The sequence below is a fragment of the Natronospira elongata genome (assembly GCF_034931365.1).
GTDB classification, from domain to species: domain Bacteria; phylum Pseudomonadota; class Gammaproteobacteria; order Natronospirales; family Natronospiraceae; genus Natronospira; species Natronospira elongata.
On record NZ_JAYGII010000023.1, the window covers coordinates 1 to 21,519 of the forward strand.

A 21,519-nucleotide genomic window follows, 5' to 3' on the forward strand; every position below is an offset into this window, starting at 1 on the left:
GGGGTGACCCTGGTCGAGCTGGTGATCACCATCGTCATCATCGGCATTGCCGCCGCCGCGGTGCTGGGTGTCTATACCACCACCATCCGCGCCAGTGCCGACCCCATGATCCGCGCCCAGGCCCTGTCCGTGGCCGAGCTGTACATGGACGAGATCATGGGCCGGCCCTTCAGCGGCAGTACCGGTGATGGCAATTGCGGCAGTCGCGAGGACTGGGATCATGTCGCGGCTTACGATGGCCTGGATTGCCAGCCCGAGGATGTCTTCGGCAACCCCCTGTCCGGGCTGGACATGCTCACCGTCAGTATCAGCGTGGCCGATGACAACAGCCTCGGCATCGGTGGCGGCAATGAACGGCGAATTGATGTGCAGGTCTCGGACAACGCCGGCACGGTGAACATCACCCTCACCGCCTGGCGGACGCGGGAGAACTGACATGGTCCCTGCGCGCGCACAAGGGTTTACCCTGATCGAGCTGGTGATCGTCATCGCCATCACCGGCATTGTCGCCGCCGTGGGCGGTATTCTCATTTCCGGCACCGTCGGTGGCTATGTGGACCAGGACCGCCGCGCCACCCTGGTGGCCGACGGCGACCGCGCCCTGCGCCGCATGCATCGCGAAATCCGCCTCGCCCTGCCCAACAGCATTCGCGTCAACGACTGCGCTGAGGGGCCCTGTGTGCAGTTCCTGGCCACCGCGGCCGGTGGACGCTACCGCGAGGGCCCCGGCCCCGGTGCCGCCCAGCCCGAACACCGCCTGCGTTTCAACCAGGCCGATGACAGCTTCAACGCCACCGGGTCCGTGGGGCTGGCCAATGGCTCTTACGACTACTATCTCTCGGTCTACAACACCGGCCAGGCCGGCAACGATGCCTGGGCCGGCCAGAGCATGACCCCCAACCGGGGCGTGACCATCAGCGACAGCAGTGTCCCTGGTGAACCGCGCATTGAACTGAGCCAGGCCCATCAGTTCCCCCTGGAATCTCCCCGCCAGCGCTTCTACCTGGTCGAAGACCCGGTGGCCTTCGTCTGCCGCAATGGCCGCCTCTATCGCCATGCCGGCTATGTCCTGGGTGATGATCCTTCCTCCGTCAGTGGCAGTCTCCTCAGCGGGCGAATCGATAGCTGTGGTTTTGAATATGCACCCGGCGGCTCCACCCGCGCCGGCCTGCTCAGCATGCGATTGGTATTGGAGGAAGAAGAAGAGCGGGTAAGATTGCTCCATCAGACACAAGTGGTGAACGCGCCATGAAGATCGCCTCGCGCAAAGCTCGCCAAGGACACCAAGGGTTTCTTGGAGACGGCGATTTGGCCTTACACAGCGGCTTGTCGATACCGGCTCGCCGCTCGCTGCTCGCCGCTCGTCGCTCCGAACAGGGCGTCGCCCTGGTCGCCGCCCTGTTCCTGCTGGTGGCCCTGGCCGCCCTGGCCATCTACATGGTCACCATCAGCGGCGTGCAGCAGTTCACCCCGGTCCAGTCCGTCGGCGCCACCCAGGCCTGGTATGCCGCCCGCTCCGGCCTGGAGGCCGGTGCCTATCAGGCGGTTGAATCGGGGAGCTGTCCGGCGACCATCAATCTCAATCTGGACGGCTTTACCGTGACCGTCACTTGCAGCGAAACCACCCATACAGAGCGGGGGCAGACCTTCCAGGTCTATGCCCTCGAAGCCTTTGCCGAACGCGGCAGCCTCGGCGAAGCGGCCCATGTGGCCCGGCGGGCGACGGCAACAGCCACCACCGCGCCCTAGAGACAAGCGTGCAATCGTAGCCAAGGGCAGGGAAAGCCCGCGAAAGGGGAGTCAGTCCCGGCCCATGAAAATGAGACAGCAACAAGCAATAACCTCATCGCCCTGCTTTCAGGTCTGGGTCCTTTTGGCATGCCTGATCTGGCCAGGTGCACTGTTCGCCGACTGGTTCGACTCGGACTGGGAGTACCGCATGACCATCAGCCTGGACGCCGACCAGGTTGAAGCGGCCCTGAATGACTTTCCCGTTCTCATCAATACCAGCAACGAAACCGCCGAGGTCCGAACCAATCTCGCCAACAATGTGGCCCAGCCTGAAGCGGGTGATGTGGTCTTTACCGCCGGTGATGGCATCACCGTACTTGCTCACGAGGTTGAATTCTGGGATACCACCGGGCGTCTGGTGGCCTGGGTCAATGTGGCTGAGCTTGATCCATCCGATGATACCCAGCTCTACATCTACTATGGCAACCCCAACGCGGGCGACATGGAAAACGTGGAAGCCGTCTGGGCAAATAACTACGCCATGGTCCATCATCTACAGGAGTCGGGTGGTCTGGGTGCTGATCTTATCGACTCGACAGCCAATAATGTGGACGGCTTTGTCGGTGGGAGGGCTAACAATTTCCCGCAGTTTGTGCCGGAATCTCAGATAGACGGTGGACGCCGTCACCTGGGAGTACCTGCTTCGGGTTCGACGAATCAGCCCCGTCTCGAGTTTCCACATTCGGGCGCGATTGCCATTCAGGACGAGATCACCGTGGAAGTCTGGGGTCTTGTCGAAAGCAGTCAGCCGTCTCCCAACCATAACCCCTTGCTCTGGAAAGGGGATCGCATTGGCTGGGGTAACAACTACCATTTTCGCATTGCCGTTGTTGATAACGAGATGACCTGGGGCGTTACCTGCGGCAGCAGTGAAGTCTGGGAGCATAACGGCACCCCCGTTTGGGACCAATGGGCGCACTATGCCCTGGTATTGGACCGAGCCGCCAATCAATTGCGGGGTTACATCAACGGTCAGCTCGCCATGAGCCGCAGCGGCTGCGGCACGACCGTCCTGAACACCTTCAGTGATGACCCGGTACTTTCCGGATGGGGTGAGCGACTGAACCCCAGTGGGCAGGTTCGCTACCAAGGTGGGGTGGACGAGCTCCGTATCAGTTCAACGGCTCGCACCCAGGATTGGCTGCTGACCCAGTTCAACAACCAGAATGCCCCCGAGGGCTTTCATGAGTTTGGTCCTGAAGAAACGGAAGCCCTTGACGAGGATCTGCTGATTTCCTGGTGGTTTGACGAAGACTGGACGGAGCAAGGCAATCAGATCAGTGATCAGAGTGGCAACGACCGGACGGGTAATGCCAACGACATTGACTTCGGGCCCGCCGGCTCCGATGGGGCCATACCCGACAGTCCCGGCACCTGTGGTTTTGCGGATGTGCCCCTGTCCGGCAATATCACCACCGCCAGTGACGCAGAGACAAATGATGCCCACTCTTTTACTGCGGCGTTCTGGCTGAAAATGCCGCTCGCTGATCAGAGCAATGTCAACCCCAGCATCCTGGCATCCGGTAATCTCGATGGTTTCTTTGCCCGGCGCTTTGAAGTGCTGGGCGATTTTCGCGGATTTGACCGTGACCTGCTGTTCATGGTCAGGCAGGGCAACGAGAATAATCCCCGCGAACGTGAACTGAGCTGGAGACCCACCGCGGGTGCAGCCAATGACCCCTACGGCGATGAGTGGGTGCACATCACCGTTCGCCATGACATGGATGAAAGGCGGCTCTCCATTTACGCCAATGGCTCATTGGTGGAGACCCGTACCTATGGCAACCAGGGCCCCAGTCGGCTCGTGGATGCCGGTGCCCCTTTCCAGCTCGGTGGCTATTCAAGTGGCACGGCACCCGCCGAGTATCAGATGGATGAATTTCGTTTCTTCGGCCGCGCACTCGACTCAGGGGAAATTGAAGCTCTGAGCCAGGAAAGCCGCGTCTGTTTTGAAGATGCCGACGCCTTCATTATTGATGCACCCGCCAATGCCAGTGTTTGTGGTCCCGCCGAGGTCACCATTACCGCCGTCGATGCCAACGGTAATCCCCTGACTGACTACCAGGAAGAGATTGCCATCAGCACCTCGAGTAACCGGGGTGTATGGAGTGTGGTCAACGCCAACGGCAGTTTCTCCGGCGGTGCGAATGATGGTCTGGCAGGATACCAGTTTGTCAGTGCCGACCAGGGCAGTATTACCCTGGCGCTGGAGAATCAGAGCGCGGATGATCTCGTCATCAACGTGGCTGAGGTAGATGGTGATGCTACAGGCGCCTCTGATTTGGTCGCATTTCGCGAGAATGCCTTCCAAGTCCAGTTCGTTGACAGCCTTGGCCAGGAAATCGTCGCCGGACGACCCCACGCCATGGAGGTATCGGCCCTGAGACAGGACCCGGATACCGGTGAATGCGGAGTGAACGCCAACTACGACGGCAACATTGGTTTGCGCGCCTGGATTGAACGCAGCGCCAATGATCCGGGTGGCCTGCCGCCTGAAATTGCTGGTGAGAGTCTTCCTGACAACCAACCCGGTGGCCCCAACATCCAGCTTGGCTTTGATGCGGGCACCGCGGAAATGACCTTGGATACCGAGGATGTGGGGCAGTACCGTATTGCCTTGTTGGACGTGGACAGTGGCCTGGTCGTTGACGAAGAAGGCGATCCGCGGCCCGTGTCCGGGGAATCCAGTCAGGGCACGGCCCGCCCCTTCGGCTTCGCCATCGACGAAATCGAAATGGACGGCACCAGCAACCCCGGCGGGACGACGCCGGCGGCTGCCATATTTGGCGCGGCTGGGGAACTGTTCAGTGCCCGGGTCATGGCAGTCCAGTATCAGCCTGCTGCGGACAGCAATGACGACGGCGTTCCCGACGATGGTGCCGTGCTCACCGCGACTAACCCGACGCCGGCCTTTGCTGCCAATGGCAGTCTTGATCGGCTCAACGAATCCGGCGCCTTTACGCCTCAGGCCGGTAACGTGGGCACACTGACAGGTGGTACCTTGAATGAAACGGCATTCAGTGGCGGCAGCATGACGCTGGATGATGAGCTCAGCTACGATGAAGTCGGTTCCATCACTCTGGAAGCCCTGGTCAGCAACTATCTAGGTGCCGGCCTGGAAGTTACGGGTCGCAGCTCGCCTGTCGGACGATTCACGCCTGACCGCTTCCAGGTTGAACTGCTTGAGCCCGCCACGCTTGCGACGGCTTGTAATGCTGCCTTTAGCTACCTGGGGCAGGACATCCCTTATGGGGAAGCGCCCAGTGTCCGGATCACACCCGTGAATGTTCAGGGGACCCATACCCAGAATTACGCTCGATTCGCCACCGAAGACTGGTGGCGGCTCGAGCCGGTCAGCCCCTCTTATCATGATGAGGGCATACCGACGGAATTCGTGACCAGCATCGAGGTTGACGATGGTGTGGCCAGCCATGCCCCGGATGGAGATGATCCCACCGCGGATCAGCCCGAGGACCGGGGCCGGGTGCTGATTGAATTCACCGGCAGTCTCAGCCATCAATTCATCGGGAATAACAGTCCCGATGTCACGCCCTTCTCGGCCGCCTTCGAGATTCGCTTGGATGTTATCGACGAGGACGGGATTGCCTATGAGGCCAGTGACGGCAGCAATACCTTCGTAATTGATCTGTCCTTTGAAGACAGTGACCAGATTCGCCACGGTCGTCTCAATGTGGGTAATGCCCATGGTTCCGATCGATTGGATCTGGCCGGCATTGTCAGAACCGAGTATTACCAATCCGAGGACATAGGGTGGTTGCCGAGTACCGGAGATGGCTGTACCGAGAACCTCACCATGGAGGTTGTCCGAGTCAGTGGTGCCGGTGATGCCTGCATTATTGATCCGGACAACGACAGTGGTGCGGGATGCCCCGGCGGCGGGGAGGCCGGAAAGAACTGGAGCGTGCCACCGGAAGATGGGGATTTTAACGCCTGGTTCCGCGCCACCAACGAAGTCGGCAGCCATGTGGTTCGGCCAACCGACATGCCGGAGTGGCTGCGCTATGACTGGTCGGGGCAGGACAATGGTCACGACGAGACGCCAGAAGGCACCATCACTTTCGGCATCTTTGACGGTGAGAACCGCCGCATTGATCTCAGAGAGGCCTGGTAACCCCAGGCCCTGATCAAGGCCGTATTTTTGCGCAAGCATCCGCGCGGACTTACCTCAGTCTCGCTATTCATGCCCGTTTCATGTTGCAAGCGTGACGATTCATTGTGCCCGAGACAACAAGAATGAGCTCATTTTTAGCGCTTTCATGAAGTTTTTAAGAAAGCCTTGGTTGAGCCTTGAAAAGGCATTCCTGCCTGCCTAATATTGCGCCCTCCTGGCCGAGGGGCACCCTCCTGAGGGGAGCGTGAACGCCGATTCATGCCACACGTTCGTGGGTGCCTTCGTCTTCAATCATGCTACTGGCTGATGCCAAGCCGGACAGTGAGATGAAGCTGTTCGCCGCAACGCTGTGCGTTTGATTGACGGCTCTTCGGCTCAGGAACCGCAATCTAGTCGGGGGATCAATAGTGCTCATTTTTTCTTGGCCAGAAGGTCAAGCGGGAGCCTATTGCCTAAAATCTTCGGAGGGAGTTCAATCGTGAAGTTCAAACATATCTTTATCGCATCCAGCCTGCTGTTTTCCATCAATGCCCAAGCCAATGATTACTTCCCCATCGAGGCCGGTGACGAGTTCCACTATGACAAGGTCACTTTCGGTGCGGAAACCCAGGGCATCAAGCAGATGTCCGTGCAGAACAGCAGCGGCGAGCACTGGAAGCTCGTGAGCGACTTTATCGGTCTGGGCCAGAAGTGGGTCTGGACCAGTGAAGGCAATGACATTCTTTATGTCTTCAATGCGGACAGTGGTTATGGCGAGTCGGTGGTGGATTTCTCTGCCCCGGAAGGCGCCAGCTTCGCCACGCCGCTGGGTCCGTGCAACCACACCGCCACCATCGCTGCCCGTGGTGAAAGCCTCCAGACTGCTGCCGGCAACTTTGATGATGTGATCCGTGTGGATTTCAGTGGCGATTGCTATGAAAACGCCATCGACTCCGCCTGGTTTGCTAAGGGCACTGGCCTGGTAAAGTGGAAAGCCCGGGGTATTTTCATGGGTGGCAGCATTCCCAGCTATGAACTGGCTCATGGTGTCATCGACGGCAACAGCTTCCCCGCTCGCGCCGAACTGGCCTACAGCATGAACCTGCCCAGCCAGCGGGTGATGATCAACCAGGACGGTGTGATCGAAGCCTATCTCAGCGTAACCAATCTGGGTCAGGCCCCGGTTGAGCTGCGCTTTGACAGCAAGCAGCACTTCGAGATCGAACTGATCGATGCCAATGGTGTAGTCCATAGTGCCTGGTCCACCGGCAAGTTCTTCGCGCAGATTGTCAACTACAAGACCATTGAGACGAACGAAACCCTGACCTTTGGTGGTGAGCTGGCGCTGGAAAGCCAGGTGGCCGAGCATCTCGACATCGGTACCTATACCCTGCGCCTGACCTTCAAGGGACAGACCACTCCCAATGCCAGCATCTACAGTGATGCCCCGGTGGTCATCGAGGCGCCTGTCCACCTGGACAGCGAAATGAACCACTTCTGATCCTGAGTGATTGGAATAGTGGCTGAAAAGAAAACGCCGCGGCATCAGCCGCGGCGTTTTCTTTTCCTTCCAGCTTTGCGCCCTTGGCGCTCTCTGCGCGAGGCCCCCCTCACTGCCTCAAATGCGAAGCCCCATTCACGTCGATAATCGTCCCGGTGGCAAACTCGGCCTCTTCCGAGGCCAGCCAGGTGACTGCCGCCGCCACGTCCTCGGGGGTGGCCACCCGCCCCAGGGGGCTCTGGGCGCGAATGCCATCACCCTCCGGGCCATCCAGCAGTTCACGAGTCATATCCGTTTCCACAAAGCCCGGTGCCACCGCCGCGACGCTGACGCCGCGCCCGCCCAGGGCCTGGGCCAGCGATTGGGTCAGGGCATTGAGTCCGGCCTTGCTGGCCCCATAGGCGGGGGCCTCGGGTTCGCCGCGAAAGGCGCCGCGAGAAGAGACGTTGATGATCCGGCCACGGCCGCGCTCGGCCATGCGCTGTCCAAACAGAACACTCAGATGGGCGGGGCCGCTCAGGTTCAGCGCCAGAGTCTCTTCCCAGATCGCCCGCCAGTCCTCGAAGTCCATCTCCGCCACGGGCCGATGGCGGAAGATGCCGGCATTGTTGACCAGCACATCCACCGGGCCGAGATCATTCTCCGCCTCGGTGACCAATGATCGACAAGCCTCTACCTGATCCAGTGACGCCCTGAGCAGGCAATGACCCTCGCCGGGTAGGCTATCCAGGGCGGCCCGGGCGGTGGTCTCGTCATGGGCGAAGTGCAGACCCACCCGCGCTCCCTCATTGGCAAAGCGACGGGCGCAGGCCAGGCCAATACCCCGGTTGCCACCGGTGATCAGAACCGCTTGCCCGGCGAAGCGCCCGGCCATCAGCTCTTGCCGTAAAGGTTGAGCAGCCAGGCCCGGATGTGGTCGATCTCTTGCGGGCAGACCGCGTGGGGCATGGGATAGGTGCGCCACTTGATGGGATAGCCCATGCGCTCCAGGTGGCGGAAGGAGGCCTCACCCAGGGTTGGCTGGACCACCGGGTCCTGGGCACCGTGGGCCATGAAGATGGGCAGATCCCGATTGGCCCCGCTGGCTTCCTCTTCCAGCTTCTCGGCCCGGGGCAGATAGGTGGACAGGGCGATCAGACCGCCGAGGCGCTCCGGATAACGCAGGGCCGCCAACAGCGCCACCGCCCCGCCCTGGGAGAAGCCGGCGATGACGATCTTCTCCGCCGGGATGCCCCGGTCGATCTCGTGGCGAATGAGGTGATTGACCGTCTCGGCCGATTGCTCGATGCCTTGCAAATCCTGGGGCGAGTTGCGTTCCAGGCTGACAATGTCATACCAAGCCCGCATGGCCATGCCCCCGTTCAGGGTCACCGGCCGCACCGGCGCATGGGGGAAGATGAAGCGCAGGGGCAGCACCCGCTCCAGATTCAACTGGGGCACCATGGGTTCAAAGTCATGGCCGTCGGCGCCCAGGCCGTGCAGCCAGATCACACTGCCCACCGGCTCCTCGCCGGTGCTCATCTCCAGGCAATCAATGCTCTGCTGGTTCATCGCGGTTTCCTGTGTCGAGTGCGCGGGCAGTTTAACAAATGCCCGAATGAGGCGGGGGTGGGGGAAGCCTCAAAAACCTGGCCTCGCGCAGAGCGCGCCAAGGGCGCGAAGGAAAAACATTTCTCGCGCGGAGGCGCAGAGGAAAACCTTTTTAGTTGTTGGCGGTGGGGGGTATCTGCCGTAGGAGCGGATTTATCCGCGATCGTGGCTTCGATCTGCCCCCTATCGCGGCTAAAGCCGCTCCTACGACGGGATGGCACATTCATCCCTATCCGACTGGTCACTATTCCTCTCGAAGTGTCAGGGCAAGAATACCCCCCCCCACAACATAACCCATCTTTTCTCTGCGCCTCCGCGCTTCTGCGCGAGATCGCCTTTGACTTTTCTGCGCGCCCTTGGCGCGAGCAACTACTAAGGGTGCCCCGTTCAAGGGGTGGCACGGCTCGGGGGTGTCTTAGACGCTTATTTTGGATGAAAACCGAGGGAGGAGTCGGCCATGTGGTGGCGAGAGCGGGGATGGGTGAAGGGACTTTGGATTCTGTTGCTGTTGGCGTCGCTGGCCCTGGGGGGCGTCACTGCTTGTCTGGACAGTGGCAGCAATGGCGATGATGACAGCGGCAATGGCGCCGACAACGGTAACGGCGAAGATAATGGAGATGGCGATGATGGCAATGGGGATGACGGGGATGACGACGACCCCGAGGGCTTCGACGCCCTGATCCAGGCCTACCTGCAGGAGAAGTTCAGCCAGCATGCCGCCGACCCCTGTTTTGCCGTGGGCGTGGTGACGCCGGAAGCGATCGAGATCGGTACCGCCTGCACCAACGAGGCCACCGGGCAGGCCGTTGATGCGAATTCCCGCTTTCAGATTGGTTCCATCACCAAGCCCATGCTGGGCATTGTCACCCAGGCCGTGATGGCCCAGCAGGACCAGCCCGTGGACACTCTGGTGGAAGACTGGCTGCGTCCGGATGCCCAGATGCCCGACAATCAGGGCGTGGCAATCAATCTGGCCCATGTCCTGACGCACACCTCGGGCCTGGCCCGCTTTCCCGTCCCACCCCTGCCGGTCAACGATTGGGACGACCCCTACAAGGACATCAGCCCGGAAGCGTTGATCGATACCCTGAGCGATGAGGACAACATCCTTGAGAATCCGGTGGGCGAATACGGTTACTCCAACTACGCCACCATGCTCCTGACCGTCGCCGCCACCGACCGGTCGGACACCGATTTCGGCGATCTCCTGGATCAGGTCATCTTCGGCCCCGCCGGCATGAGCAGCGCAAGCCTGAGCGGTGATCTCATCCAGGGCCATACCGATGACGGCAATCCCACCGTGCCCTGGCAATTCCACGAGAATGTCGCCGGCCTGGGGGGTGTCCGCGCCTCGGTGTCCGACATGCTCGCCTTTATCGACACCAACCTTGGCGCCGCCGATGATCCGGATCTGGCCGCCCTGTGGGAAGCACAGCAGTCTCTGGTGGATTTCGGAAACTTCCGGGTCGGATCGCTCTGGAACCTTGCCGACAGCTGGTACGAGGATGGCGAGACGCTGGTTTTCCACGATGGCGTGGTGGGTGGCTTCACCAGTTTTCTGATCTTCGAACGCCAGGGCGACCGGGGCGTGGTGGTACTGGCCGATACCTTTGGCATCGATGCTGCCGAGGGCATTGGCGATGAAGTGAGCGAGTTGGCCGCCATCCTGCTGGACCCGGAGGAGGAGCTGGAAGAGCCGACGGCCGCGCCCCTGTCAGAGGCCGGCATGGCCCGTGTTGCTGCCCGCGAGGCCTTTCTCGACACCGCACGCCAATTGCGTGCCCGGCGGGTGCCGTCGCCTGAGGCTGCCAACACCGCCCCGCAACTCCAAGCCAGCTGGCCCCTGAACGGGACCCGGCTGGAGCATTTCCCCGACCGGATTCAGCTCTCGGCCAGCTCCTCCCTGGATGCCAGCCGTTTGCATGCCGGGCAGATCCAGCTCGAACGGATCCACCCCGATGGCCGCGTGGAAGCCATGAAGCTGGATCAGCAGGCCATCAGGCTGGAGCCCCTGGATCAGCATGCCCACAGCTTCCGCCTGATCTTGCCTCGCGACCTCCAGGGCGAGACCGGTCACTTCCGCCTCCGCCTGCGCCATGACGGCCTCGCCACCGACCTGGCCGGCAGACCGCTGGATGACTTCAGCCTGCGTTTTACAGTGGGTGAGGTGGCACGGGACTGAGGTGGCTTGGTTCAAGGGCATGCCTCGGGCGGAGGGCGCCGAGGCTGCGGAGAAATTTAAGGGCGGCCTCGCGCAAAGGCGCTAAGACGCAAAGGAAAGGCATTGGCTTTGTTGGGGGCGTTTCCCGTAGGAGCGGATTCATCCGCGATAGCAGCCACACCGCAGCCCCAATCGCGGCTAAAGCCGCTCCTGCGGCAGATTACCCCCACCCACAACAAAAAGGTTTTCCTTAGCGTCTTAGCGCCTTTGCGCGAGGCCCGCCTTTGAATTACCAGGCCCCCTCATCCGAAGGCCCATCCCTCAAACCCAGTCGCGGGCAACCAGGTAGCGTTCGTAAAGCTCGGCTTCGGGGCTGCCGGGTTCGGGGTGGTAGTCGTACTCCCAGCGGACCCTGGGGGGCAGGGACATGAGGATGGATTCGGTGCGCCCGCCGGATTGCAGGCCGAAAAGGGTGCCGCGGTCATAGACCAGGTTGAATTCCACGTAGCGCCCGCGCCGGTAGAGTTGAAACTCCCGTTCGCGTTCGCCGTAGTCGTGGTCGCGGCGGCGCTGGACGATGGGCTCGTAGGCAGGCAGGTAGTGGTCGCCCACCGAGCGCATGAAGGCGAAGCTGGTGGGGAAGTCCCAGTGATTGACGTCATCGAAGAACAGCCCGCCGATCCCGCGCGGTTCATTGCGGTGCTTGAGGAAGAAATACTCGTCACACCAGCGCTTGTAGTCGGCATAGACCTCGGGGCCGAAATGGACGCAGGCCTGGCGGGCGGTTTCATGCCAGTGGCGGCAGTCCTCGTCGAAGCCATAGTAGGGGGTGAGGTCGAAGCCCCCGCCAAACCACCACACCGGGGCCTCGCCGGCTTTTTCCGCCACGAAGAAGCGCACGTTCATGTGACTGGTGGGGACATAGGGATTATGGGGGTGCATGACCAGCGAGACCCCCATGGCCTCGAAGCTGCGCCCGGCGAGTTCCGGCCGACGGGCCGAGGCGGTGGCGGGCAGGGCATCGCCCATCACATGGCTGAAATTGACCCCGCCCCGCTCGAACAGGGCGCCATCGCTCAGCACCCGGCTGTCGCCGCCGCCCCCTTGTTCCCGTTCCCAGGTATCGCGACGGAAGCGGGTGCCGCCGTCCAGCATTTCAAGGCGCTCGGTGATCCGGTCATGGAGGTCGGTGAGGTAATCCTTCACCGCCTGCTTGTCCACGCCCTCGCTCATGGTTTCTCGGCTCCGGCTCTCAGTATCCGACCGCTGGCAAGATCACGGATTTCGCTGGGCCCGCTGTAGTCGCCCACCGGTGCATCCAGAATGGCATCCAGGCCGCTTGGGAAGGCCTGGCGCACGGCGGCGGCAGTTCGGCAGGCAACGTCTCCGCTCAGGTTGGCGCTGGTGGACACCAGGGGGCCACGAAAGCGGCGGCAGAGCTCCCGGGCCAGATCATGATCCGGCACCCGAACCGCCAGGCTGCTGCGGCCCCCGGTGAGCCACTCGGGGCAGTCCTCGGCGGCCGGCACGATCCAGGTCACCGCCCCCGGCCAGCTTTCCTCCAGGGCCTGACGCTGCTCACGGCTCAGGGGTCGGATCAGGGACTCCAGTTGGGGCAGGGAATAGCCGATCACGATCAGGCCCTTGCGGCGTTCCCGCTGTTTCAGCGACAGCACCCGCAGCACGGCGCCCTCATCCAGGGCGTCGCAGCCCACCCCGAAGACGCCTTCGGTGGGATAGGCGATGACCCCGCCCGCCCGCAGCTGCTCGACGGCCTCGTCAAGTCCTGGGTGGTCGGCCAGGGTCCGGTCGGCCGGTGGCATGACGTGCTTGGAAGACATGGCCGGGGGTCAGGAGGCGGCGGACTTCTTCTTGCCGGCCTTCTTTTTCTTCTTGGCGGCTTTTTTCTTTGCCGCCTTTTTCTTGCCGGTCTTCTTCTTCGCGGCCTTCTTGCTTGCCTTCTTGGCCGCGCTCTTCTTGCCGGCCTTCTTGCGGCGGCCGAAGCGGCCCTTGCGTTCCGGCGCGTTGGCAATCATCTCCCGGATTTCCGGCAGGGTCAGATCCTTGGGGTCCCGGTCCTTGGGCACGCTGACATTCTTGTTGCCGTCCGTCATATAGGGCCCGAAGCGACCATTGAGCACCCGAATCCCCTCGTCGGGGAAATCCTGAATGATGCGGTTGGCGTCGGCCTTCTTCTTTTCCTCGATGATCTCCAGCGCGCGGGGCAGCTCGATGGTGTAGACATCGTCGTCCTCGCCCAGGGAAGCGAACTTGCGGCCGAACTTCACATAGGGGCCATAGGGCCCGATATTGGCCTGGACCGGCTCCCCGTCCGGGGTCTCGCCCAGGTCCCGGGGCAGATTGAACAGGGCCAGGGCCTCGTCCAGCTCGATCTCGTCCATCTTCTGGCCCGGACGCAGGCCGGCAAACTTGGGCTTTTCCTCATCGTCCTTGGTGCCGATCTGCACGAAGGGTCCGAAGCGGCCGAAGCGGACCGTGACCGGCCGCCCGCTCTTGGGGTCGGTGCCAAGCTCACGGGCCTGAACCGCCTCTTCCCGGGTCACCGTCTTTTCCTTGTCTTCCACCCGTTCCCGGAACGGCGTCCAGAACTCCCGCATCAGCGGAACCCAGTCCTTCTCGCCCCGGGAGACGGCATCCAGCTCGTCTTCCAGGCGGGCAGTGAAGTCATAGTCCACATAGCGGGTGAAATGCTTGGTGAGGAAATCATTCACCACCCGACCCACATCGGTGGGCTGGAAGCGCTTGCGGTCCATCTCCACGTATTCCCGGTTCTGCAGGGTGGAGATGATGGAGGCGTAGGTGGAGGGGCGACCGATGCCGTACTCTTCCAGCGCCTTGACCAGACTCGCTTCGGTGAAGCGCGGCGGCGGCTCGGTGAAATGCTGATCGGTAATGAGCTGCTTGAGGGCGACCATTTCCCCTTCTTCCAGGGGCGGCAGCACTTTGTCGGCGTCGTCATCGCCCTTGGCGTCGTCTCGGCCTTCCTGATAGACGGCGATGAAGCCCGGCTCCACCAGTTGCGAGCCAGTGGCGCGAAACTGATTGCCCTCGCCACAGGCCAGGTCCACGCCCACGGTATTGAACAGGGCCGGCACCATCTGACAGGCCACGGTGCGCTTCCATATCAGTTCGTAAAGTCGCAACTGGTCGTGGTCCAGACGGCCCTTGAGGGCATCGGGATGACGGGCGGCGGAGGTGGGGCGGATGGCCTCGTGGGCCTCCTGGGCATTCTTGGACTTGGTTCGATAGCTGCGCGGCGCATCCGGCACATTGTTGCTGCCGTAGCGCTCGTCGATGACCGAGCGGATCTCGTTCACCGCTTCGGTGGCCAGGGCCACGGAGTCGGTCCGCATGTAGGTGATCAGACCCACCGCGCCTTCGCCCAGATCAATGCCCTCGTAGAGGCTCTGGGCCAGGCGCATGGTGCGCTGGGCGCCGAAGCCCAGCTTGCGCGAGGCTTCCTGCTGCAGGGTGGAGGTGGTGAAGGGCGGCGCCGGATTGCGGCGGCGCTGTTTCTTTTCCACCTTGGCCACTCGCAGTTCACCATTGGCGGACTGCTTGAGATGGGCTTCGGCCTCGTGGGCCTGATCGCCATTGGTGAAGCTGAACTGTTCCACCTTCTCGCCCCGGTAGCGGGTGAGCTTGGCCTGAAATGCCTGGGCATCCTTGGCCGCCTCGGCCTCGATGCTCCAGTACTCCTGGGGCTCGAAGGCCTCGATTTCCCGCTCGCGCTCGACAATCATGCGCAGGGCCGGTGACTGCACCCGGCCGGCGGACAGGCCGCGCTGAATCTTCTTCCACAGCAGCGGCGAGAGATTGAAACCCACCAGATAATCCAGGGCGCGGCGGGCCTGCTGGGCGTTGACCAGCTCCCCGGACATGCTGCGGGGGTTCTCGATGGCGTTCTTGATCGCGCCCTTGGTGATTTCGTGAAAGACCACCCGATGGACCTGCTTGCCGTCCAGGGAGCCCCGCTCCTTGAGCAGCTCCAGCAGATGCCAGGCGATGGCTTCCCCTTCCCGGTCGGGGTCAGGGGCCAGATAGAGGGCGTCGGCCTTTTTCAGGGCCTTGTCGATGGCATCCACATGCTTCTTGTTGCGCTCGATGACCTCGTAGCGCATGGCGAAGTCCTGATCCGGGCTGACCGCGCCTTCCTTGGGGACCAGGTCACGGACATGGCCGTAGGACGCCAGCACCTTGAAGTCCTTGCCCAGGTACTTCTCAATGGTGCGGGCCTTGGCAGGCGATTCCACGATGACCAGGTTTTTGCTCATTACGCCTCTCTTAGTGCAAACGGCCCGGGGTCTCTTCGAAGACCAGGTCCTCCATCCGGGCGTATTCCTCTTCCTGGCCGGGCTGGTTGAACAGCAGCATCAACACAATCCACTTCACCTGGTCCAGGTCCACGGCCGCTGATTCCAGCGCCATGATGCGATCAATGACCCGTTCCCGCTGGATCGGGTCGAGAATGCCGATCTGTTCCACATAGATCAAAAAGCCCCGGCACTCCGGCGAGATCCGGCTGTTCTCTTCCGGGCTGAATACCCGCGTGGCGCGAGTGGCGCCGGGCGGGCTGTCCAGATTGTCGCCGTCGGCGGCCAGATCCTCCAGCCACTGAAAGGCCTTGTGAATCTCGCCCGCGGGGAAACCGGCCTCCTGCAATTCGGTAAACAGGGTTTCCTGGTCGGTCTCCTGTTCCTCCATGTCTTCATGCATGTAATTCTCGAAGAGATACATGAGGACATCGAGCACGTTTTCCTTGGTTCGCATGCTAGTCGTCAGCTCCTGCGCGTGTAGCGGCCACCCGGGGCGGATTCGACGCGACCCTCCAGCTCTAGCATCAGGAGCATGGAGGATACGCTGGCAGCGGTCAATCCAGAGCGTTCCACGATTACATCCACCGGCGTGGGGGAATAATCCACCGCCGCCAGCAATGTCTGGTAGGCGGGATCGCTCTCGGAGTGATCGGCTTGTGCTGGCGCGGATGTTGTCTGAGTTGAATTCGCGCCCTGCTGTTCCAGCAGGCCCAGACCCCGCAGCTCCTCGAAAATGTCGTCGGTGGATTCCACCAGCTTGGCCCCGGCACGGATCAGTCGGTGACAGCCGCGCGCCAGTGGGTTGTGAATCGATCCCGGCACCGCAAAGACCTCCCGGCCCTGCTCGGCGGCCAGGCGGGCGGTGATCAGCGAACCGCTGCGAAGCGCCGCTTCCACCACCAGAGTGCCCAGGGAAAGGCCCGCGATTATACGGTTTCTGCGGGGGAAATGGCTACGTTGGGGCTTGACGCCGGGAGGGAACTCGGTGACCACGCAGCCACTTTCGGCAATCCTGTCAGCGAGTTGGGCGTTGGATTTGGGGTAGACGATATCCGGCCCGCAGCCGGTCACCGCCACCGTGGGCCCGCCGGCCCGCAGGGCGCCGCTGTGGGCGGCGGTGTCCACGCCCATGGCCAGGCCGCTGACGATGACCAGCCCCATGCCGGTCAGGGTTTCGGCAAAGGCCTCGGCGGTCTCTCGTCCGCCACGGGTGGGATTGCGGCTGCCCACCATGGCCAGCGCCGGATCGCGCAGATGGCTGGGGTCGCCATGGCAATAGAGCAGGGGCGGCGGGTCGCTGAGCTCCCGGAGCAGCGGCGGCCAGTCCGGGTCGGTTTCGCGCAGCAGGTGATGGTGTTCGCCTTCCAGCCAGCGCAGGTCGGCTTCCACCGACGCCCAGTCGGGTTCGCTGAGCTGGGCCCGGGCCTTGTCGCCCAGGCCGAACTCGGCCAGCTCAGCGGCCGGGGTTTCGATCAACTCACGGACACTGCCGAAGTGGGCCAGCAGACGCTCGCGGACACTGGCGCTCAGCCCGCTGACCCGCGCCAGCGCCAGCCAGGCCGCCAGATCTTCTGCCGCTGTCTGCTTGGAAGATTCCCCCAATGTGTCCAAAGCCCCTGCCGCAAGCGTCAGCGAGGTTCCCGCATCTGCCGGGTGCGAATGCGATGGCGCGGGTTGAGGATGCGGTCGCCTTCGGAGATTTCCCGTTGGGCCTGCATGACCAGGGCATAACTCACCTCGTCATGCACCCGGTAGATCATCACCAGGCCAATACGCTCGTCCGGCAGGCGGACCCGCTCACCGAACAGGCCTTGCTCACGGTCACGCACCGTTTCACCCCGCTGGAAGACATCCAGCACATGCCCGGGTTCGAGGCCGTGATTCGTGCCACGGTTGAGCACGACCGTGTCGTGTTGGCTGATCATGTCGCCTTCTTCCAGGCCGCTGATGATCACGCCTTCGATTTCGGCTTCCGGGGCCCGGGGATAGAAGTCCCGGTGCAGGACCCGATCCTCGATGGGGAAGAGTCGGTCCCCCTCAAGGGCCTCGCGCACTGCCCGGGTCACGAACAGGGTGGCCGGGTCGCCGCCGCGAACAAACTCCGCTTCTCCGACGAAGATGGCCTCCTGGCCCAGGGCGCGGCCACTGTCCGGATCGCGATAGGTCTGACCCGGGCGCAGGATGGTGTAGCGAGTGGCATCGCTGTCATTGAAGTTGCGGACATAGATATTGTCCCCGGCGCTGGTCATCAGGCGGCCGTCCGCCGAGCGCAGCAGATAGGGAGCATTGTCCATCATGTCATCGGTGAGTACCTGCGGGCGGCGCAGCAGCGGCCGGATGGCGTCGGCCGGCACATAGGGCACGGCGCGGGGCAGGTCCTCGTAGCGGATGCGGGGGCTCAGGCGTTCGATGTCCAGGGTGGTGAGGTAGATCTCATCGTCCCGGCGCACCTCGATGTGCGGGCGGTCATCGACATAGAAAAGGGTGATCACATCACCGGGGTAGATCAGGTGAGGATTGTGGATCTGCGGGTTGATATGCCAGATCTCCGGCCACAGCCAGGGATCGCGCAGGAACATGTTGGAGATATCCCAGAGGGTGTCGCCCCGTTCCACCACGTATTCCCGCGGTGCCCGCTGGGCCGGCTCGAACTCCCTCGGCTCCTGGATTTCTTCTTCCTGCGCGGTCTCGGCAACCTGCTCCTCCGGTTCCTCGGCGGCCGGTTCGGGCTCCGGCGTGGTGCCGCAGGCGGCCAGGAACAGGGCGGGGACGAGGGCGGCCCAGATGGGCGGCCGGATTGCTGCCGACGAAGTGCGGCCGGGTTGAAATGCCTTGGACATCGGGTCTGGCTCCCCTTCTGATGGCTCGCGTCTGCCGGGCGGACGGTTGGGAACCCCCTGCAGAGGCGTCTGTCCTATTGACACGGCCTGCAATGCGGTTTTCGCACAGGCTTTCTAGTACAATAGCAACTTTAGCAGCAATCTCACTGGAATTGCACGATTTCTGCCCGATATGGGGCAGCGGGAGCAAGCATGGCCAAGATGACAATCCTGCGTTTTCCGGACCAGCGCCTGCGCAAGAAGGCCAAGCCGGTGGACAAGGTGGACGACGAAATCCGCCAACTCGCCGACGACATGCTGGAAACCATGTACGACGCCCCGGGCATCGGTCTGGCCGCTACCCAGGTCAATGTCCAGAAGCGGTTGTTGGTCATCGACGTCTCCGAGGACCGTTCGGAGCCGCGTGTCTTCATCAACCCGGAGATCATCGAGCAGCGCGGCGAGGAGATCATGGAGGAGGGCTGTCTGTCGGTCCCCGGCATCTTCGCCGAGGTCAAGCGCGCCGAGTGGATCAAGGTCCGTGCCCTGGGTCGTGATGGTGAGCCCTTCGAGCTGGAAACCGACGGCCTGCTGGCGGTCTGCATCCAGCATGAGATTGACCACCTCAACGGCAAGCTGTTCGTGGATTATCTCTCCGAGCTCAAGCGCCGCATGGTGCGCAAGCGCCTGGAGAAGGAGCGCCGCGCCATCGAGGCCGGTCGCCTCGAGCCGGAAAAGCCCAGCCAGCCGGTTATCTGAGGCGCGCGCCCCTCGCGGCGCGCGTCCCGCACTGCCAATCGGGATCGCCGGCCCTGCCGGCGGCCCGTTCAGCCCCCTTTTGATTGGAAGCCCGCATGACGAAGTCGGACAGCCCGTTGCGCATTGTCTATGCCGGAACCCCCGAGTTCGCCGTGCCCGCCCTGGAGGCGCTGGCCGATTCTCCGCACCAGCTCGTCGCCGTCTATACCCAGCCCGACCGACCCGCCGGCCGTGGCCGTCAGCCGCGCCCCTCGCCGGTCAAGCAGGCCGCCCTCGCCCGTGACATCCCCGTCCATCAACCCCAGCGCCTGGATGCCGAGGCCCGCGAGGTGCTGGCCGGTCTGGCGCCGGATCTGATGGTGGTTACCGCCTACGGCCTGATCCTGCCCCGGCCCGTGCTCGATCTGCCCCGCCTGGGCTGCATCAACATCCATGCCTCGCTGCTGCCGCGCTGGCGCGGGGCAGCGCCCATTCAGCGGGCGATCGAGGCCGGCGACCCGGAGAGCGGCATCAGCATCATGCAGATGGACGAGGGTCTGGATACCGGGCCGGTGCTGGCCCGCTATCCCCTCGCCCTGGCCGCCGATGAGACCGGCGGCAGCCTGCATGATCGGCTCGCCGCCCTGGGCCGGGCGCACATTGTTGACTGCGTGGACGCCCTCGCCGCCGGCAGGCTCACCGCCGAGCCACAGCCCGAGGCGGGGGTGAGCTATGCCCGCAAGCTGGACAAGGCCGAGGCCGATATCGACTGGCACCGTCCGGCCATCGAGATTGAACGCCAGGTGCGCGCCTTCGACCCCTGGCCGGTGGCCCAGACCCAGTGGCGCGGCAAGGCCCTGCGGGTCCATGCCGCCGAGGCTCTGACCGAGTCGGACAGTCAGGCCAGCGGCCGGCCCGGCGAGATTGTCGCCGCGGGCCGGGAGGGTGTGCTCGTCGCCACCGGGAGCGGCCTGTTGCAATTGAACCGGGTTCAACTGCCCGGCAAGAAAGCGGTCAGCGGCGCTGACTTTGCCAACCGGGGCGTGGCCGCGGGCGAGTGCCTGGGAGCCCCGGCGTGAGCGGCTCACCTTCCCCAAGGGTTCGGGCCGCCCGGCTGGTGGATACGGTCATGGCCGGTCGCGGCAGTCTGGCCGAGCACATGGTCCAGGCCCGGGAGGGGCTCGAGCCCCGCGATGCGGGCTTCATGCAGGCCCTGGTCTATGGCTGTCTGCGCCACGGCCCGCGCCTGCAGTTCTGGCTCTCCCGCTTGCTGGACAAACCCCTGCGGCCCCGGGATCGCATCGTCGGCAGCGTGGTCATGCTCGGCCTCTATCAATTGGCCTTCAGCCGCGTGCCCACCCATGCCGCCGTCTCGGAAAGCGTTGAAGCCGTTCGTGAGCTGGACCGCCCCCGCGCCACCGGCCTGGTCAATGCCCTGCTGCGCCGCTTCCAGCGGGAGCAGGCGGCCCTGGAAGAGGCCATGCAGATCTCCGAGACCGCCTGCTGGATGCACCCCAACTGGCTGATCCAGGCCTTTCGGGCCGACTGGCCGGCGGATTGGCAGGCGATTCTGGCCAGCGGCAATGAGGAGCCGCCGATGAGCCTGCGGGTCAATCGCCAGCGGGCCAGTCGCGAGGCCGTGCTCGCCGGCCTGGCCGAGACCGATATCGAGGCGGCGCCCGTGGCGGGCCTCGACGATGCCATCCGCCTGGCAAGGCCACGGCCGGTGGATCAGTTGCCGGGCTTTGCCGAGGGCCAATTCTCGGTCCAGGACGAATCCGCCCAGTTGGTTGCCGATCTGCTCGACCCGCCGGCCGGTGCGCGGGTGCTGGATGTCTGCGCCGCGCCGGGCGGCAAGACCGCTCACTTGCTGGAGCGCGCGCCGACATTGGACGTGACCGCTCTGGACCGTGATGCGGCCCGACTCAAGCGCGTGAATGAGAATCTTGAGCGCCTGGGCCTGCAGGCCGATTGTGTCGCCGCCGATGCCCGGGAGACGGCCCGCTGGTGGGACGGTCGGCCCTTCGATTGCATCCTGGTCGATGCCCCCTGTTCCGGCACCGGCGTCATTCGCCGTCATCCCGATATCAAATACCTGCGCCGCAAGAGCGATATCGCCGGGCTGGCCACCCTGCAGGAAGCGATCCTGGCCGCCGCCTTCAGCACCCTGGTCCCCGGCGGCCGGCTGCTCTACACCACCTGTTCGGTGCTGGCGGCCGAGAATGCCGAGGTGATCGAGCGCTTCCTGGCCCGGGAGCCCGCTGCCGAGGTGGTGGCCATTCAGGTGCCCGGTGGCCAGCGTAGCGGCCCCGGCTGGCAGCGATTGCCCTCGGCCGCCGGCGGCGATGGCTTCTTCTATGCCGGTGTCCGCCGAGTCCCGGGCAAATAACCGGAGGTTTTTGTATTTTTCTTGCAACTATTCGAGATTTTTACCCTCAAATCGTGGTTCCTTGGTGTATTATTACCGCAAC

17 protein-coding genes and 1 pseudogene are annotated in these 21,519 nt (G+C 63.2%); 10 read left to right on the forward strand and 8 right to left on the reverse strand.

Features of this window, described 5'->3' with window-relative positions:
• From VCB98_RS10155 to VCB98_RS10175, 6 genes and pseudogenes are all read left to right on the forward strand, one after another.
• On the forward strand, window positions 1-435 hold a 435-nt coding region (locus tag VCB98_RS10155), incomplete at its 5' end, for a prepilin-type N-terminal cleavage/methylation domain-containing protein (RefSeq protein WP_346052265.1).
• 1 nt (window position 436) lies between these two features.
• On the forward strand, window positions 437-1,252 hold the full coding sequence (locus VCB98_RS10160; protein WP_346052267.1) for a PulJ/GspJ family protein: 816 nt from the start codon (window positions 437-439) through the stop codon (window positions 1,250-1,252).
• 56 nt (window positions 1,253-1,308) lie between these two features.
• Window positions 1,309-1,749, forward strand: a complete 441-nt coding sequence (locus tag VCB98_RS10165) for a hypothetical protein (RefSeq protein ID WP_346052269.1) — start codon at window positions 1,309-1,311, stop codon at window positions 1,747-1,749.
• 190 nt (window positions 1,750-1,939) lie between these two features.
• Window positions 1,940-2,917, forward strand: a pseudogene (locus tag VCB98_RS13960) (DUF2341 domain-containing protein); the annotation flags it as partial.
• A 264-nt stretch (window positions 2,918-3,181) separates the two neighbouring features.
• The gene (locus tag VCB98_RS10170) at window positions 3,182-5,923 is read left to right on the forward strand and encodes a LamG-like jellyroll fold domain-containing protein (protein WP_374729211.1); all 2,742 of its coding nucleotides are present in this window, start codon (window positions 3,182-3,184) and stop codon (window positions 5,921-5,923) included.
• 478 nt (window positions 5,924-6,401) lie between these two features.
• The gene (locus VCB98_RS10175) at window positions 6,402-7,403 is read left to right on the forward strand and encodes a BsuPI-related putative proteinase inhibitor (RefSeq protein ID WP_346052273.1); all 1,002 of its coding nucleotides are present in this window, start codon (window positions 6,402-6,404) and stop codon (window positions 7,401-7,403) included.
• Window positions 7,404-7,512: 109 nt separating this feature from the next.
• Here the strand turns inward: VCB98_RS10175 and VCB98_RS10180 are convergent, their stop codons facing one another.
• Window positions 7,513-8,277, reverse strand: coding sequence for an SDR family NAD(P)-dependent oxidoreductase (locus tag VCB98_RS10180; RefSeq protein ID WP_346052275.1), 765 nt, complete (start codon window positions 8,275-8,277; stop codon window positions 7,513-7,515).
• Window positions 8,277-8,954, reverse strand: a complete 678-nt coding sequence (locus VCB98_RS10185; RefSeq protein WP_346052277.1) for an alpha/beta hydrolase — start codon at window positions 8,952-8,954, stop codon at window positions 8,277-8,279. The genes VCB98_RS10180 and VCB98_RS10185 overlap by 1 nt, the downstream gene beginning before the upstream one ends.
• A gap of 496 nt (window positions 8,955-9,450) precedes the next feature.
• Here VCB98_RS10185 and VCB98_RS10190 point away from each other — a divergent pair, with 496 nt between their 5' ends.
• Entirely contained in the window at window positions 9,451-11,175 is a 1,725-nt protein-coding gene (locus VCB98_RS10190; RefSeq protein ID WP_346052279.1) for a serine hydrolase domain-containing protein, read from the forward strand.
• A gap of 300 nt (window positions 11,176-11,475) precedes the next feature.
• Here the strand turns inward: VCB98_RS10190 and hemF are convergent, their stop codons facing one another.
• From hemF to VCB98_RS10220, 6 genes are read right to left on the reverse strand one after another with little or no spacing between them, the layout of a single operon-like run.
• Window positions 11,476-12,387 carry an oxygen-dependent coproporphyrinogen oxidase gene (hemF, locus tag VCB98_RS10195; protein ID WP_346052281.1) on the reverse strand — a complete coding sequence of 304 codons (912 nt, stop codon included), beginning with the start codon at window positions 12,385-12,387 and terminating at the stop codon, window positions 11,476-11,478.
• Complete coding sequence (gene tsaC / locus VCB98_RS10200) at window positions 12,384-12,977, reverse strand: L-threonylcarbamoyladenylate synthase type 1 TsaC (protein ID WP_406672814.1); 594 nt, start codon at window positions 12,975-12,977, stop codon at window positions 12,384-12,386. Before tsaC ends, hemF begins: the two co-directional genes overlap by 4 nt.
• Before the next feature lie 27 nt (window positions 12,978-13,004).
• Window positions 13,005-15,449 carry a DNA topoisomerase I gene (locus VCB98_RS10205; RefSeq protein WP_346052285.1) on the reverse strand — a complete coding sequence of 815 codons (2,445 nt, stop codon included), beginning with the start codon at window positions 15,447-15,449 and terminating at the stop codon, window positions 13,005-13,007.
• 10 nt (window positions 15,450-15,459) lie between these two features.
• Window positions 15,460-15,945 (reverse strand): Smg family protein, encoded by a 486-nt coding sequence (locus VCB98_RS10210; RefSeq protein WP_346052287.1) that lies wholly within the window; start codon window positions 15,943-15,945, stop codon window positions 15,460-15,462.
• An 8-nt stretch (window positions 15,946-15,953) separates the two neighbouring features.
• Window positions 15,954-17,093, reverse strand: coding sequence for a DNA-processing protein DprA (dprA, locus tag VCB98_RS10215; RefSeq protein ID WP_346052288.1), 1,140 nt, complete (start codon window positions 17,091-17,093; stop codon window positions 15,954-15,956).
• A gap of 26 nt (window positions 17,094-17,119) precedes the next feature.
• Complete coding sequence (locus VCB98_RS10220) at window positions 17,120-18,331, reverse strand: LysM peptidoglycan-binding domain-containing protein (protein WP_346052290.1); 1,212 nt, start codon at window positions 18,329-18,331, stop codon at window positions 17,120-17,122.
• A 192-nt stretch (window positions 18,332-18,523) separates the two neighbouring features.
• Here VCB98_RS10220 and def point away from each other — a divergent pair, with 192 nt between their 5' ends.
• The 3 genes from def (at window position 18,524) to rsmB (ending at window position 21,437) form a co-directional block, all read left to right on the forward strand.
• The gene (gene def, locus VCB98_RS10225; RefSeq protein WP_346052292.1) at window positions 18,524-19,069 is read left to right on the forward strand and encodes a peptide deformylase; all 546 of its coding nucleotides are present in this window, start codon (window positions 18,524-18,526) and stop codon (window positions 19,067-19,069) included.
• 95 nt (window positions 19,070-19,164) lie between these two features.
• On the forward strand, window positions 19,165-20,127 hold the full coding sequence (fmt, locus tag VCB98_RS10230) for a methionyl-tRNA formyltransferase (RefSeq protein ID WP_346052294.1): 963 nt from the start codon (window positions 19,165-19,167) through the stop codon (window positions 20,125-20,127).
• Window positions 20,124-21,437: a 16S rRNA (cytosine(967)-C(5))-methyltransferase RsmB gene (gene rsmB / locus VCB98_RS10235; RefSeq protein ID WP_346052296.1), complete on the forward strand. Its 1,314-nt coding sequence runs from the start codon at window positions 20,124-20,126 to the stop codon at window positions 21,435-21,437. The genes fmt and rsmB overlap by 4 nt, the downstream gene beginning before the upstream one ends.
• The last annotated feature ends 82 nt before the right edge of the window (window positions 21,438-21,519 follow it).